The organism is Candidatus Sulfotelmatobacter sp. (assembly GCA_035498555.1).
GTDB lineage: Bacteria > Eisenbacteria > RBG-16-71-46 > RBG-16-71-46 > RBG-16-71-46 > DATKAB01.
In genome coordinates, this window is the sequence record DATKAB010000210.1 from 1 (window position 1) to 14,392 (window position 14,392).

Below are 14,392 nucleotides of genomic sequence, written 5' to 3' on the forward strand. Positions count from 1 at the left end.
CCAGCGCCAGCCGATCCCGCTAGTGCGGTGGTGGCAACAGGATGGGTTGGGGCAGAATGGGGGCGAGAAGCGACCCGCTGGCGACATGCAGGGTCAGTCCCTGCACGTCCTGCACCATCACCAATCTTCGGAGCATGACCCTCGTCAAGACGTGCCGAACTTGGCCCGTCGCGACTCCGCCAGTCGTAGGCGAACGTCCTCGGCACCGAGCGCCTGTTGCAAGCCCTGCAGGCCGGCCTGAAGCTCTGGCCATGCATCGTTCCTGCGTCCGAGCGCGAGCAGGCAGGCGCCGAGCGCGCTCCTGGCCTCGGCGATCCGCCAGTGATCGGGGGGCATCGTCCGCCCCAGTGAGCCGAGCGCCTGAGTCAGCAGTGACTCGGCCTCGGCTGGGTGTCCGGCGCGAGTGAGCGACTCCCCCAAGACGAGCCGCCCGCGGGCCACTCGACCATCGTCGCCGGGCAAGGTCGTCTCGATCGGCTGGAGCGCGTCACGCGCGAGAAGCACGGCGCGCTCTGCATCGCCACGGTCGAACGCCAGCTCGGCCTGGGCCATCTCGACCGCCGCTTTCTCGCGCTCGGGGGCGGGACCAAAAACGCGTCTGCGGATCGCGAGCGCCGCGCCCAGACAGGAGTCCGCGCCCGCGAAGTCGCCAAGGTCGCGCCGGGTGGAGCCCAGGGTCACGAGCGTGGTCGCGACGAACTCGTGTGACGGTCCGACCAGGCGCACGAACAGCGCCAGGGCGTGGAAAAGGAGCGGCTCGGCCTCGGCATCGCGTCCGCCCTCCCTAACGGCGTTGCCGAGGTTGTGATAGGCACGCGCCACCGCCGGGTGATTCTCGCCATACAGCTGCCGATACATGTCGAGCGCCTCGCCGAACGTGCTCTCGGCCGCCGCCGCGCGGCCGCGCACCATCTGGATCCCGCCCAGGTTGTTGAGGGCTCCGGCCAGATCGCTGTTGGGCGGGTGAACGGTCCGGCGCTCGATCAGCAGCGCTCCACGAAAGCAGTCCTCGGCTTCGGCGGCGTCACCGCGGCTGTAGCGGACGTAGCCGAGCATGCCGAGGTCGGACGCCAGCTTGGGATCATCGGGCTGGAGGGTCTCGCGGTGGATGGCCAGCGCCTCGCGCAGGAGCGACTCGGCCGCGGCGAACTGGCCCATCGCCCGGAGCGGAATCGCCAGGGCATTCATGCTCGTCGCGACCTCGGCGCTACGCTCCCCGTACCGGCGGCGACGAAGCTCGAGCGCCTCGCGCGCGTAGCGTGCCGACGCGGGCATGTCGCGGCGGTCGTGGGCAATGTCCGACAGGAGGGCAAGGGTGTTCGCGAGGGCCTCGTCGTCCGCGCCCTTCAGCGAGAGCTGAATCGCGAGCGCCGATTCGGCCAGGGCCTCGCTTCGCGGATAGTCGGCGAGCGACAGATAGACCTTGCCGAGCGTCACCAGTAGCCGGGCGCGCACGGCCGGCCGATCATGCAGTTCCGTGTCGAGTCGCCGCGCTCCTCGGTCGAGCAGCTGGCGCGCGGTCAGGCCGAGGCCGCGCGCCGTGTCGGGATCCGCGCCCTCGAAGAGGCCACTCAGGAAGTCGGCCGTCTCATGTGCAACGGCCGCCTCGTTCTGCTCCCGGCGCTGAGCGGCGATGGCGAGGTTGCGCTCAACGGCGAGCCGTCTGGACTGTGCGGCCAGAGCGATCATGAATCCGATTGCCACCATGACGGCGGCGGTCCCAATCGTCACGCCGGCCCGGTGCCTGCGGACGAATTTCTCCGACCGGTAACGCCAGGTGTCGGGGCGCGCGAGGACCGGCAGACCTTCGAGATGACGCCGCACGTCCGACGCGAGCTGCTCGACCGAAGCATAGCGACGGTCGGGCTCACGCCGCAGCGCCATGAGCGCGATGTTGTCGAGGTCGCCGGTCACCTCGCGGCGCAGCCGGGTCGCGGTGGTCCCGCGCGCCCGTGCGACCTCCGTGGCGGCGGCGGGCGACTCCCCGGGATTCGAGAGGCGAGCGCTGGGCCGCTGGGGGTCGCCTTCGCTCTGCGCGCGACGGATATCGACCGGTGAGACGTCGTCGCCCGACGAGCCGAACGGCCGCGCCCCGCACAGCAGCTCGTACAAGATCACGCCGAGCGCGTATACGTCTGAGCGCGTGTCCACCGGCGCGTCGATGGCCCCGCACTGCTCGGGGCTCATGTAGCTCGGCGTCCCGACGAGGAAGCCGGGACGGGTCAACGTCGCGCCGGCCGCCGGGCCCAGCACTTTGGCGATGCCGAAGTCGATCACCTTGAGCAACGGTCCCGACGCCGAACCGGCCACCAGCACGTTTGACGGCTTCAAGTCACGGTGGATGACGCCCTTCTGGTGCGCGTGCCGGATCGCGTCGCAGAGCTGGAGGAAGAGTGTGAGCCGGGCGCGGATGTCGAGGCCTTGCTCATCGCAATACGTGGTGAGCGGAACGCCCGGCACCCGCTCCATCGAGAACCAGAGCTGACCGGACTCGTCGGCGCCAGCGTCGAAAACGCTGGCGATGTTTGGATGGTTCATGATCGCGAGCGCCTGTCGCTCGGCGTCGAAGCGCGAGATCACCCACTCGGGCGCGTACCCGCCGCGGACCACCTTGAGCGCCACCTCACGGCGGATGGGCTCCTGCTGCTCGGCGTGATAGACGATGCCCATGCCGCCTTCACCCAGGACCCCGAGCAGCCGGTAGGGTCCGATGCGTTCGGGCATGGCCGACTCGCGCCTCTCGCCGGGGATGAGCTCTTCGAGACCCGCGACCGCGCCCGTTTCGAGGATCGCCGCCGCATGGTCTCCAGCCTCGAGCAGCGATTCGACCTCACGGCGCAAGGCCTCATCACGCGTGCCGAGATCGGCGAGAAATCGAGCGCGCTCGGTGGGCCCCAGCCGGCCGGCCCGCAGGAGGGCCTCTTTCACCTCACGGAATCGGCCGGCGTTCATCGGCACGCCGGGATCCCCGGGCCGGCTCATGACGGGGCTTCACCGCGGATCTCGCGACTCAGCCACGCGCGCGCGATGGCCCAGTCGTCATCCACCGTGCGCGGTGAGAGGCCCAGCGCGTCCGCGGTCTCGCGGACCGTCATCCCCGAGAACAGGCGCATCTCCGCGACCTGCGCGGCGCGGCCGTCGAGCATGCCGAGCCGCTCGAGCGCCTCGTCCAGCTCGATGACCTGGAACTCCCGCGCGGCTGCCGGATCGCCGGAGGCCGTCTCGCTGCCGTCGGCGATGGTCACGCGCTGCCAGCCGGCGCCGCGCTTGAGGGCCCTCGCCGCCCGCGCGTGGTCGATGAGGATGTTGCGCATGGCGCGCGCGGCGATCGCCAGGAAGTGCGCGCGATCCTTGGGGCGCAGCGAGGTCTGGTCCACCAGCCGCAGGTAGGCCTCGTGCACCAGTCCGGTGGGCTGGAGCGTGTGTCCACTGCGCTCACGGGCCAGCAGACCCGAGGCCAGGCGGCGCAGCTCGGGGTAGACCAGCTCGAAGATCCGGGCACGCCTCGAGGTGCCGTCGGCAGCGTCGCGACCCAGCTCGTGAAGGAGCCGCGTGATTTCGCGGCGGGGAGTGGGGGCGGAAGAGGTCACAGGATGCCTCCGGGGGCTCGAAGGAATCCTTGGGATAGTACCACGGGCTGGCCGGCGCCGATCGGCGCCAGCCATAACGCGGTCGACTGAACCGGCCCGCGTGACTATCGAGGGTGCACACGCCCGCCGCCCGATCCGTCAATGGAGGACCAGAACCCGCTGCGTTGCCCCGAACCCGGGAGCCGAAAGCCGTGCGAAATAGATTCCCGCGGGTACCGGCGCCCCCGTTCCGTCGCTCAGGTTCCAGCTCGTCAAGTGGCGACCGGGATCGACAGAACCCGAGAAGAGGGTCCTGACTCGGCGTCCTCGCACGTCGAAGATCGCGAGCGTCGCGGGACCACCGCTGGCAGGAATGTCGAAGCGAATGTGGGTCGCGCTCGAGGCGGGCGTCGGCACCGGCGGATAGAGGGCGAACGACACCGGGGTCGAAGCAGTCTCTCCGACGCCGACCGGGGATTGACATGCGTCGCCGACTCCGTCGAGGTCCGTGTCTTCCTGATCCGGGTTGGAGACGCTCGGGCAGTTGTCGCACACGTCCGGCCAGCCGTCGCTGTCCGAGTCCACCCCGCCCTCGACCGAGGGAGTCGTGCCGCTCGTGGTCATCAGTGCGACCGATTCGCCGTTCTGACCGTCGCGACCGCGACCGCCGGGACCGCCCATTCCCCCGTCTCCACCATGCCCACCGCCGCCGATCTCGCTGGTCTGGGAGCCGCCGGGTCTTCCGAGGCCCCCCGAGCCTGCGGGGCCGCCGGCTGCGCCCAGCCCACCGATTCCCGCGCTTCCGGGTGTCAGCGTGCAGCACTCGAAGATGCCGTTCGCCCCGTTCGCCACCAGGTAGACCGCGTACGCGGAACCGCCGCCAAGCCCGCCGGTCCCACCACCACCACCGCCGCCGCCGCCGCCACCGCCGCCGCCGCCCGAGCCGGCGCCGTCGGTGCAGAACGTGCCCGTCTGCCCACCACCGCCCCCACCACCGCCGCCCCCACCGCCGCCGCTGCCATCTCCTCCGCTTTCCTGATCGTGTGGAACGAAGAAGGCACCGCGCTGCGTCAAATCGATCGGGCGACGGTCTCCCGGAGGGAAGGTAGTGCCAGGAGCCCCAGGGACACCGAACTGTCCGGCCGCTCCGATGGAGCCTCCCGCGCAGCTCGCCCCCACGCTTCCGGGCCCGCCACCCGGGCCGCCCGCGGCGCCCCCACCTCCGTTACCTCCCGCCCCACCCTGGGCACCTGAGAAGTAGGGATTCGCGCCACCTGAGCCTCCGGCACCACCACTCCCGCCGGCCCTCGCCCCGGGCCCGGGCCCTGGATTCCCGGCATCCCCCGCTCCGCAGCCATTGCAGGTGGAGCACACGGCGGGCCCGAGGGTGACGGAGTTGGACGCCCCCGGCCCACCCGAGCCGCCATGTCCGCACGCACTCTGATTGTCATTGCTTCCCGTCCCGCCCGCGCCGGCGTTCGAGCCGGGCAGGCCGGGTCCTCCGGTGCCCCCGTCCGAACCGTTGCTGGCGCTGCCCGAGCGGATCTGAACCCGCGAGAAGGTGTAGTCGGAGCACGACGTCAGGCGCACTGCGTAGACGGAGTTGCCTCGCCCGCCCGTGGTTCCCGACGCGCCGCCGGGCAAGACGTTCAGCGCCAGGTCGGCGATCCTGAAGCCGGTGACCGCGTTGAGGTCGAGTCCGGTGTAGTGGCCCACCAGGGTTCCGTTGACCAGCGAGCCCACGTATTGGGGAATGATCAGGATATTGGTCGGAGTCGCAAGGCTCTTGGACCAGACCGTTCCCCCGGCGACGAAACCGCCCTCAATGGCCGCCCCGTTGGGAATCGAGATCTCGCCGCTCGAAGCCTTGTCCCATTCATAGGAGCCGCCGGCGATGCGGAGCGAATCGCCGGGGCCGATCCTGGAGAACCCGGTCACGAGATCCACGGGGTCGGTAGCGCCTCCGCTCCCGCCCGGCGATCCGAGTGGCGACACGTAGACCACCGTGCCGGACGCGAAAACGGGCGCGGTCATGAGAGCAAGCCCCAACAGAACCGAGATCGACGGGTGTACGCGCATTGAAGAGATCCTCCCGAGAGGCGCTGTTCCTGGGGAACGCTACAGTTGGGCTCGAGGAGACCGAATTGCGACCGCCTGCCCCGGTGTCCGGGCCACAGCCAAGCCTCTCTACTCGGGTATGCGGAGAAATCGCTCCAGACGCGCAAACGGCGACTGAAGATCACCGATCTCCCAGTAGCTTGGGGGACACCCGTTCACAGAAATGCGGGTGAGCCAAACGAGTCGCTCGAGCGGGGTCAAAGCCCCCGGTAGCCAGTGCGGATTCGACTGCCGGCTGCTACATTCCTCGCTCCATGATCCGCCGCCGGCACGCTCCAACCCTCGCTGCAGGCGGGGCGCTCCTCACGATCGCCCTGCTGGTTCGAGCGCTGCTGTTCGACGCGGGATCGCTCGTTCATGACCCCGAGGCGGCGGCGGCTCGCAGCCCGCGGCCGGCACGAGACGAATTCGATGCGCGCGACCACGATGCCGACGCGCCTCGCCTCGAGCTGCCGGGCGCCCTGATCCCCCGCGCCGGCCAGGAGATCGAGCTGCGATGGAATGCCGGGGATTCCATTCGTGAGCTCGAGTTCCTGCTCTCGACCGATGGCGGCCGAACCTATCGGGAATGCACGCCGCCGCGGCTCGATCCCCGATTGCGAAAGGTGCGCTGGCGCGTGCCCGACGGCGACGCGGGAGCGTTGCGGCTCCGAATCCGCTACAACCGAGGAGGACAGGAGATCGAAGGCGCTCCGATCGCCCTCGCGCGCCCGAACGCACCGGACCTGCCCGACCTGCCTCTGGCGTTGCCGCTCGCCGACGGCGCCGCGAGCGAGCCTCCCTCGCGCGACGGCCACGCCTCGGGCTCCACCGGCGAGTTCTGGGCCGCCGACGACCGCGCGAGTCCCCAGGCGCGGCCGATCGCGGCCTTCATCGGGCTTGCCCCGGCGCCTGCGTCAGGTTCGCGGCGGGCGCCCCGGTGCTTCTCCACGCCGTTCCGCCGAGAACCTGCCTTCCTGCCGTTGCGGATCTGAGCGCGTCGCTCGACCGCTTCCGCGGTCGCTGCCTTGCTCCGATCACGCTGCGGTCCCTGCCACGCGCCTGGACCCCGGCAGTGCATTCACCCTGGCTCGAGGACCACCCATGCCCCCCATCCATTCTCCCGCCCAACCGACACGCGGGACCACGCTGGCCATTTCGCTGATTCTCGCCGCGCTCGCGCCCACCGGCGCGCTCGCCGCCACCTCGGTCGGCGGCACCATTACCGATTCCCGCACGCACCTGCCGATCGCCCAGGCGCTGGTACGTGCCGAGGGGATGCCATTCAAGGCCACCACAAATGAGAGCGGGCGCTACTCGCTGAGCGGTGACCGGGACGTCGCCACGCTGGTCGTCACGCGGATCGGCTACCAGGAGAAGACCGTGACGGTGACCGACAGCACGATGGACATCGAGCTCGAGCCGGCGGCGGTCGAGGTCGGCGCCGTCGAGGTGACCGGCCGCGCGATCGGGAAGCCTCAGCTCGACGACGCCCGGGCCACCGGAACCCTCACCGAGAAGGACCTCGGCCGCGGGAACTCCCTCAATCTCGAGAACTCGATCAACACGATTCCCGGCGTGTTCATGCAATCGCGCACGCCCTGGGGCGGCGCTCACATCCAGATCCGGGGCTACTATCCGAACTATTCGCAGAACTCGAACGGCTTCGGATCCCAGGCGTTCATCAACCAGATCCCCATCACCGACGCGACCGGCCAGACCATCCTCGACGACGTCGATTTCTCGACACTCGGCAAGGTCGAGGTGATCAAGGGCCCGTCGTCGAGCGTCTACGGCAGCGCCATCGGCGGAACCGTGAATTTCACCACGGCCAGGCCGGCGCCCGACCGAAGCGATCTCTCCCAGGAACTGGTAGGAGGAAGTGACGGACTGTTCCGCACCAACACCATTTTCGGCCACGCCGACGATCACTCGGCCCTGATGGCGAACTATGGCCATCAGACCTACGACTCCTTCCGCCCCAACAGCCGTTCCAAGAAGGACTACGCCTACGTCGCGGGTGACTTCAAGGCCGGCGGGCGGCAGGACATCTCGACCTATTTCTCGTACAACAATTCCTACGAGCAGCTCGCCGGTGAGATCGACAGCACCGACTTCTACAACCGCAGGGCGATCGACAATCCGGTCTACGCCGCGAACAAGTCCAAGATTTCGATCGAGAGCGAGCGTGCGGGCTTCACCCACGAGTACCGGTTTGAAGACGATCTGAGCCTGCGCTCGACCTTCTTCGGGATCGGTCAGACCACCAGCCAGCCGTTCGCCCACGGCTTCAACGATTTCAACCGATTCAGTTTCGGCGCCCGGAGCGCGCTCGATTCGCGGGCCCAGGTCGGCTCGCTGAAGCTCGACGGCACGACTGGTGGCTTCTTCCAGCGCACCAACTACACGACCAACGGGTTCTTCATCCCGGCCAGCCGGCCGAGCGATCAGGAGAACTACGCGATGAACTACTACGCGTTCACCGAATGGAACGCCGCTCTCCCCGGCGACTTCATTCTGACCGCCGGCGCCGCGCTTACGTTCAACGAGTTCGGAATCCGCAACATGCTCAAGAACAACGTGATCAACGACACCACCGTGGTGTACCGGCGGTCGTTCGACCCCAGGCTCACGCCCCGGGGTGCGCTGCTCAAGAAGTTCGGTGACGCGATCTCGATCTACGGCAGCGTCAGCACGGGCTTCACCCCACCGGCGCTCAGCAGCATCATCAACAGCGACAACACGGTGAATACCTCACTCAAGCCCGAATCCGCGGTGCAGTACGAAGTGGGCAGCAAGGGACTGGTGCTGAGGCACAAGCTGTCCTACGACCTTGCCCTCTTCGACATGGAGATCACCGACAAGCTGGTCTCCCAGCGGATCGGAGCGGTCAACTCCACCACCAATGCCGGCAAGCAGCGCAACCGTGGCGCCGAACTGGTCACCAGCGCGCTGGTGATCGACGACCCGAAGGGCATGATCAGCTCGCTCAGGCCCTGGCTTTCCTACACCTACTCGGACTTCAAGTACATCGACTTCAAGAGTGACGCGAACAACAACGCCGCGACGCTCGACTTCTCCGGCAAGCAGGTGGCGCGCGTTCCGAAGAACGTGTTCAACCTGGGCCTCGACGCGCAGAGTCGGACCGGCGCCTATCTCTTCGCCTCCTATCAGCACGTCGACAAGATCTGGGTGACCTTCGGCAACACCAACGGCATGAAGCCCTACGACCTGCTCAGTGGCAAGCTCGGCTGGCAGCGCCAGGTGGCTCATCGCTTCTTGCTCGACGTGGCCGGTGGCGGCGACAACCTACTCAACAGCACGGTGTACTCGTTCGTGTTCGTCGGCCCGACCTATGCCGGCCTCGCGCAGCCGGCCGACGGCGGCACCGGCGACGGCTACATCATTCCCGCGCCGTACAATGGGACGTACTACGCAACTGCCACGCTGACGTTCACGTTCTGATGAAAGCCGCCGGCGGCGCCGGCCGCGCGCCGGCGGCACGAGGATGGAAATGATTCGACTGCGAACTCTCCGCTTGGGGGCGGCGCTCGCGACCTTTGTCGTGGCGCTGATACTTCCGGGTGCCGCGGGTGCGGCCGCACCGCCGGCCGAACGAGTGGTGTGCGTTTCGAAGCAGCTCAACGAATTCCTCTACGCGATCCATGCCCAGAACGTGCTGGTGGCTCGCGATCTCACCTCGGTCTATCCACCCGAGATCCAGAAGCTCCCGAGCGTCGGATACCATCGCGCCTTGAGCGCCGAAGGCATCCTGTCGGCCAAGCCCATGCTGTTCCTCACCGACGGCAATGTGGGACCCGACGCGGTGATCGAGCAGGTGCGCTCGGTCGGCATCCCGGTCGTGGTGCTCCATCCCGGGGCGACGCCCGACAGCGCTCAGTGGCTGCTCGCCGAGTTGGGTCGCCGCTTTCATCACGAGCACGATGCGGAGCAGGTGTTGAAGCGCTGGCGCGCCGGAATGGACTCGGTCCGGCGCGACTCGGCGCGCGTCGTCGGACCCCGGCCGCGCGTGCTGTTCATGCACTTCGGCCAGATCGTGAACAACTACCTCGGCATCCGCTCGGGAACGCCTGCCGATCTCATTCTGCATTGGGCCGGCGGCGTGAACGCGCTCGACTCCCTGGGCGGCATGAGCCGTCTGACTCCCGAGAGCATCGCGCGCGCGGCGCCCGACGTGATCGTCGCCACCGACGTGGGCTTCGACCGGGTGGGCAGCGCGGCGAAGTTCGCCGAACTGCCGGGCGTGTCGCTCACTCCGGCGGCAAGGAACGGACGCATCTACCGCATCGACGAGACCGAGATCATGTACTTCGGTCCCCGCACACCGGCCGCGGTTCGTCATCTCGCCTCGATGCTCCACCACTGACGTGTCGAACCGGGGCCACGACACCGCGTTGCTGGCGACGCTCGCCATCGTGCTGGCGGTGTCGCTGGCCGCCGCCGCGTGCCTCGGCGCCTATGGGTTCTCGCCGGGGCGACTCTTCGACCTCGTCGCGCAGGGCGCACGATGGAGGGCGGCGCGCGACGCCGACGCGATCGATCGCGACGTCCTGCTCACGCTCCGGCTGCCGCGTGTCCTGGCCGGCGCTCTGACTGGAGCCATCCTCGGAGCGTGCGGCGCGGTGATGCAGGGGCTGTTTCGCAATCCGATCGTGGAACCGGGTCTCACCGGCACCTCGGCGGGAGCGGCGTTCGGCGCCGCGCTGGTGTTCGTGTTCGGCGTTCCGGTGTTCGCGCCCGGGGCGTCCTGGGGACTGTTGGCGTTGCCGGTCGTGGCGTTCGCCGGGGCGCTGTGCGCCACGCTCCTCACCTATCGAGTGGCCGCGTCGTTTGGAAGGCTCCATGTGTTCACCCTGCTGCTCGCGGGAATTGCGATCAACGCGGCCTGCAATGCGGGTAGTGGGCTGCTCTCCTATTTCGCCAGGGATCCGCAGGCGCGCAACATTACGTTCTGGAGCCTCGGCACGTTCACCACGGCGAGCTGGTCCTCCGTGTTGATCGTGGCGCTGGCGGCCGGCGTCGGCTGGGTCGGCATCGCCCCCGATCTCAAGTCGCTCAACGCCCTGATGCTCGGCGAGGACGAAGCCCTGGCGCTGGGAGTCGACGTTCGCAGGCTCACGCGCCGCCTGCTGGTGCTGTGCACGATGATGGTGGCGGCGGCGACCGCGACCGTCGGCGTGATCGCGTTCGTCGGCCTGGTCGTGCCGCATGCGCTGCGCCTGATCCGCGGCTCGAACCACGAATTCCTGGTGCCAGCCTCCGCGCTGCTCGGCGCTTCGTTCATGCTTTGGGTCGATGTCGCGGCACGACTCGTCATCCGGCCGGGCGAGCTGCCGATCGGCGTGATCACCGCGGTGGTGGGAGCACCCGTGTTCCTTCTGCTGCTGTTGCGCGCCCAGCGGGCGGCCACCGGGAGCGCGGATGATTGAGCTGCGCGACGTCGCGTACTCGGCGGGAGGTCGCTCCATTCTCGACGGGCTCGATCTCCACTTCCCAGCCGGCGCCCTGACGGTGCTGTTGGGACCCAACGGCGCGGGCAAGTCGACCACTCTGCGCATCGCGGCCGGGCTGCTTCGCCCGGCTCGCGGCGAGGTCTTCTACTCGGGCCGGCCGATCTCCGCGCTGTCGACGCTCGAGCTGGCGCGCCGGCGCGCGGTGCTCTCCCAGCACGCCGAGCCGGCGTTTCCGCTCACCGCCGGCGAGGTGGTCGAGATGGGACGCTACCCTCATTACCGCGTCGCTCCGAGCGCGCGGGACCGGGCCGCGATCGACGCGGCCCTCGCTGCCGTCGACATGGTGCCGCGCCGCAATCAACGGTTCTCCACGCTCTCGGCGGGCGAGCGCCAGAAGATCCAGATTGCACGGGTTCTGGCCCAGATCGACGTGCCGGAGCCCACCCGAGCGCTGTTCCTGGATGAACCCACCGCGGGGCTGGACGTGAAACATCAGCTCGAAATGCTTCGCCTGGCCCGGGACCTGGCGGCCAGGGGCGTCGCGGTCGTCGCGGTGCTGCACGACCTCGGCCTCGCGCTCGAGAGCGGAGACCGATTGATCGTGCTCTCGCGCGGACAGGTGGTCCATGTGGGGGAGAACCACGAAGGGATCGATGAAGCGCTGATCGAGGGCGTCTATCAGGTCCGCGTGCGGCGGGTGCCCGATCCGGCCGGAGGCCGGGCCCTGTGGCGCTTCCTGCACTGAACCGAGATCTCCGAGACGCGATTCGGCCCGGCTCGCCCGTGATTCTCGTGGGGCGGTGAGTCGCGAGCTTCCGGCTCAATACGACGCCAGGTTCACGACGCGCCTCACGATCTGGGTCGCCGCCGTGCTGAGCCTGATGAAGTAGATGCCGGAGGGGGCCCGCGAACCGCGCTCGGTCGTCCCGTCCCACTCCGAGGACCGCGGGCCGGCGTCGAACATGCCGTAGGGAAGCAGCGTCTTTACGACGCGCCCGCTCACGTCCAGGATCTGAAGCTCGGCCGGCATCGCCGCCGGGAGCGCAAAGCTCACGCGCGTTCGGCCGTGCGCCGGGTTCGGCGCGGGCAGATCCATCTGGAGCCCGCTGATGCCAGCCACGGGAACGCCGCTGTTCCCGGAAGTCACCGTGAGCTTCGCGAGACTGCTCGGCTCGACGATCGATCCCTGCGTGACGACCACGTCGTAGGAACCCGAGTCGGCGTAGGCGGTGTTCGAGATGACCAGATGGTTCGTGGTCGCGCCCGAGATCCTGCCGCCGTCCGAGAGATTGACCAGGTTCCGCCGCCACTGGAACGTGGAGCCGGTGGTGACCGACGAGACGGCGAGGCTGCTCGTGCCCACGCTGAAGTGGGTGGTGGAGCCGACTGGAGTCGTTTGCGGCGTGGGCTGCGAAGTCACCAGCGGATTGGGGCAGTCGACGAAGTCTGCGTCGATCGAAAACGTCGGCGAGGTCCCGCTCGCCGCGCTGGTCGAGTCGTACTTCGCCCAGGCGTCCACGAGATAGGTCCCCGGCGGAATGCGGCCCGTGAAATTCGTGGTGCCCCAGGTCTCGGCCAGCGTCTGGTAGGGCGGATTGCCGTGCACGTCGAATGGAAACAGGATCGCGCCGGCGCTCCCGCTCAGATCGTGAAGCGTGAGCGTCGTCAAGATGGTGGCGTTCTGGACCTTGTTCACGATGATGAACAGATCGAGATTCGCCGCACCCGCGTTGACGCCGACCTGATTCGAGGTGGCGGAGCCGCCGCTGAACACGCGCAGTCCCGTCGTGGTCGCCGAAAAGCTCATGAACATGGTTCCGTAGGCGTAGTCAGGGCCGTCGGTGACGTTCGAGAACACGCTGCCGTTCCAAGGGTCGGGCGGCCCGAGGGGGGAAGTCTGGACCTGGGTGTCCTTGATCGGGCCAACCCAGGAGGCCGAGACGACCGAGGAGGTGTTCAGGAGGGGTGTGATATCGGCCCGCGTCACGCCGGCCGGGAGAGACGAGAACAGGCCCGCGGCCGCGAGCGCGGCGACCCCGCGCAGGGTGGCGCAGGCGCGAGTGGCGAGGATTCCGGGCATGACGGCCTCCCTCGGGCTTGGGGCGAGTCGGACGGGGCACATGAGGAGACGAGTCGTCCCTTCCCCCTCGCAAACGCACGAGGCGCGAGAAAGTCACGGCCCGGGTGGGCGAATCTGTCTCATCGGCGTCCGCCGCGAGCCGGCACGAGTTGACGCCTCCCCGGCCCCGGCATAGCGTCGACTTCTGCGGTTGGCGCTCCGCGCCGCCGCCGAATCGAAGCGAGAGGCCGCCGACCCCTTCCTGAGCGTGATCGGATGACGCCTCTTCCGGATCAGGCCGAGCAGGGCCGACTCGCCATCCACGGCCTGTCGCTTCTGCTCGAGCGAGCCGGATCCTGGCTGGTGGTCGTCGGCACGTGGATCTTTGGCGGGCTGATCGCGCTGAATCTCGTGGTCATCGCCGCCCTCATTACGGTGGGGCCGACCGACCGCACCGTGCTGATCTCAGTCACTTCGTTTGCCTGCGCGCTGCCGCTCGAGGTCGCGGGCATCGTGCTGCTGAGGCTGAGCAAGGACGTCGAAGAGATCGGGCTCGAGAGCCTGACGCTCCAATCCTTCGAGGAAGCGGGGTTCCGCGACATCCACGCCCACTTGCCCGCCCCGAGCCAGCGGGAATCCGCGAAGAAGCGAAGCGTGCGCGTGACGCTGGGCTATGCGCTGGCGATGGCCGCGCTGAGCCTGGCGCTCACGACGACGGGCATCGTGGCGGCCCTGTGGCACATGGCGCCATGGGTGGCGGAAGCCTTTCTGGCCATGGCGTTGCTCAGCGGCATCCTGATCGTCCTCGCCCTGCGGCATTCGTTGCCGCCCGAGTCCGACGCGGAGAGAACCATGAAGGCCGAGACGCGGAAGCGGCAATCGGCGGAGAAGCTCGGGCGTCCGGGAGAGCTGGGGGACGGGAGATGACGGAGCCCGCAACGGCCCAGACTCATGGGGCGTTCTCACTGGCTTGCGAGGTGAGCGTCAACGTGCGGGCCCCGGCCGAACGCATTTGGGCCATGCTCACCGACGCGAGCGCCTTCCCCGCCTGGAACTCGACGGTGGCTCGCATCGAGGGTGACATTCGAGAGGGTGCAACGCTCCGCGTGCATGCTCCGGGGACGAGCATGGTCTTCACGCCAAGAGTTTCCGGCGTCGTGCCCAACCGGCGCATGACCTGGACCGGCGGGCTC

General features: G+C 68.6%; 10 protein-coding genes and 1 pseudogene. 7 read left to right on the plus strand and 4 right to left on the minus strand.

Annotated elements, in window-relative coordinates:
- Positions 1–144: 144 nt before the first annotated feature.
- The 3 genes and pseudogenes from VMJ70_15980 to VMJ70_15990 form a co-directional block, all read right to left on the minus strand.
- Positions 145–2,982: a serine/threonine-protein kinase gene (locus tag VMJ70_15980; GenBank protein HTO92631.1), complete on the minus strand. Its 2,838-nt coding sequence runs from the start codon at positions 2,980–2,982 to the stop codon at positions 145–147.
- Positions 2,979–3,590 (minus strand): ECF-type sigma factor, encoded by a 612-nt coding sequence (locus VMJ70_15985; GenBank protein ID HTO92632.1) that lies wholly within the window; start codon positions 3,588–3,590, stop codon positions 2,979–2,981. Before VMJ70_15985 ends, VMJ70_15980 begins: the two co-directional genes overlap by 4 nt.
- 459 nt (positions 3,591–4,049) lie before the next feature.
- A pseudogene (locus tag VMJ70_15990) lies at positions 4,050–4,151 on the minus strand (thrombospondin type 3 repeat-containing protein).
- Positions 4,152–5,941: 1,790 nt separating this feature from the next.
- On the opposite strand from VMJ70_15990, the gene VMJ70_15995 reads away from it, so the two are divergent.
- The 5 genes from VMJ70_15995 to VMJ70_16015 all read left to right on the plus strand — a co-directional run bounded on the left by VMJ70_15995 (position 5,942) and on the right by VMJ70_16015 (position 11,885).
- Complete coding sequence (locus VMJ70_15995) at positions 5,942–6,661, plus strand: hypothetical protein (protein ID HTO92633.1); 720 nt, start codon at positions 5,942–5,944, stop codon at positions 6,659–6,661.
- 109 nt (positions 6,662–6,770) lie between these two features.
- Positions 6,771–9,131, plus strand: a complete 2,361-nt coding sequence (locus tag VMJ70_16000) for a TonB-dependent receptor (GenBank protein HTO92634.1) — start codon at positions 6,771–6,773, stop codon at positions 9,129–9,131.
- Positions 9,132–9,180: 49 nt separating this feature from the next.
- Positions 9,181–10,053 carry an ABC transporter substrate-binding protein gene (locus VMJ70_16005; protein ID HTO92635.1) on the plus strand — a complete coding sequence of 291 codons (873 nt, stop codon included), beginning with the start codon at positions 9,181–9,183 and terminating at the stop codon, positions 10,051–10,053.
- 1 nt (position 10,054) lies between these two features.
- Complete coding sequence (locus tag VMJ70_16010) at positions 10,055–11,116, plus strand: iron ABC transporter permease (protein ID HTO92636.1); 1,062 nt, start codon at positions 10,055–10,057, stop codon at positions 11,114–11,116.
- Positions 11,109–11,885, plus strand: a complete 777-nt coding sequence (locus VMJ70_16015) for an ABC transporter ATP-binding protein (GenBank protein ID HTO92637.1) — start codon at positions 11,109–11,111, stop codon at positions 11,883–11,885. The genes VMJ70_16010 and VMJ70_16015 overlap by 8 nt, the downstream gene beginning before the upstream one ends.
- Before the next feature lie 75 nt (positions 11,886–11,960).
- On the opposite strand, the gene VMJ70_16020 is transcribed toward VMJ70_16015, so the two are convergent.
- Entirely contained in the window at positions 11,961–13,220 is a 1,260-nt protein-coding gene (locus VMJ70_16020; protein HTO92638.1) for a FlgD immunoglobulin-like domain containing protein, read from the minus strand.
- A 255-nt stretch (positions 13,221–13,475) separates the two neighbouring features.
- Between VMJ70_16020 and VMJ70_16025 the strand changes: the two genes are divergently transcribed.
- Both VMJ70_16025 and VMJ70_16030 read left to right on the plus strand, forming a co-directional pair.
- Positions 13,476–14,126: a hypothetical protein gene (locus VMJ70_16025; protein ID HTO92639.1), complete on the plus strand. Its 651-nt coding sequence runs from the start codon at positions 13,476–13,478 to the stop codon at positions 14,124–14,126.
- Positions 14,123–14,392 (plus strand): SRPBCC domain-containing protein (locus VMJ70_16030; GenBank protein HTO92640.1); only part of this gene is annotated, 270 nt, incomplete at its 3' end. The genes VMJ70_16025 and VMJ70_16030, both read left to right, overlap by 4 nt.

Excerpts from the sequence above, each read along its gene's own strand:
- VMJ70_16005 (HTO92635.1), top strand. The coding sequence starts at position 9,181 with ATGATTCGACTGCGAACTCTCCGCTTGGGGGCGGCGCTCGCGACCTTT.
- VMJ70_15995 (HTO92633.1), top strand. The coding sequence starts at position 5,942 with ATGATCCGCCGCCGGCACGCTCCAACCCTCGCTGCAGGCGGGGCGCTC.
- VMJ70_16025 (HTO92639.1), top strand. The coding sequence starts at position 13,476 with ATGACGCCTCTTCCGGATCAGGCCGAGCAGGGCCGACTCGCCATCCAC.
- VMJ70_16015 (HTO92637.1), top strand. The coding sequence starts at position 11,109 with ATGATTGAGCTGCGCGACGTCGCGTACTCGGCGGGAGGTCGCTCCATT.
- VMJ70_16000 (HTO92634.1), top strand. The coding sequence starts at position 6,771 with ATGCCCCCCATCCATTCTCCCGCCCAACCGACACGCGGGACCACGCTG.
- VMJ70_15980 (HTO92631.1), bottom strand. The coding sequence starts at position 2,982 with ATGAGCCGGCCCGGGGATCCCGGCGTGCCGATGAACGCCGGCCGATTC.
- VMJ70_16020 (HTO92638.1), bottom strand. The coding sequence starts at position 13,220 with ATGCCCGGAATCCTCGCCACTCGCGCCTGCGCCACCCTGCGCGGGGTC.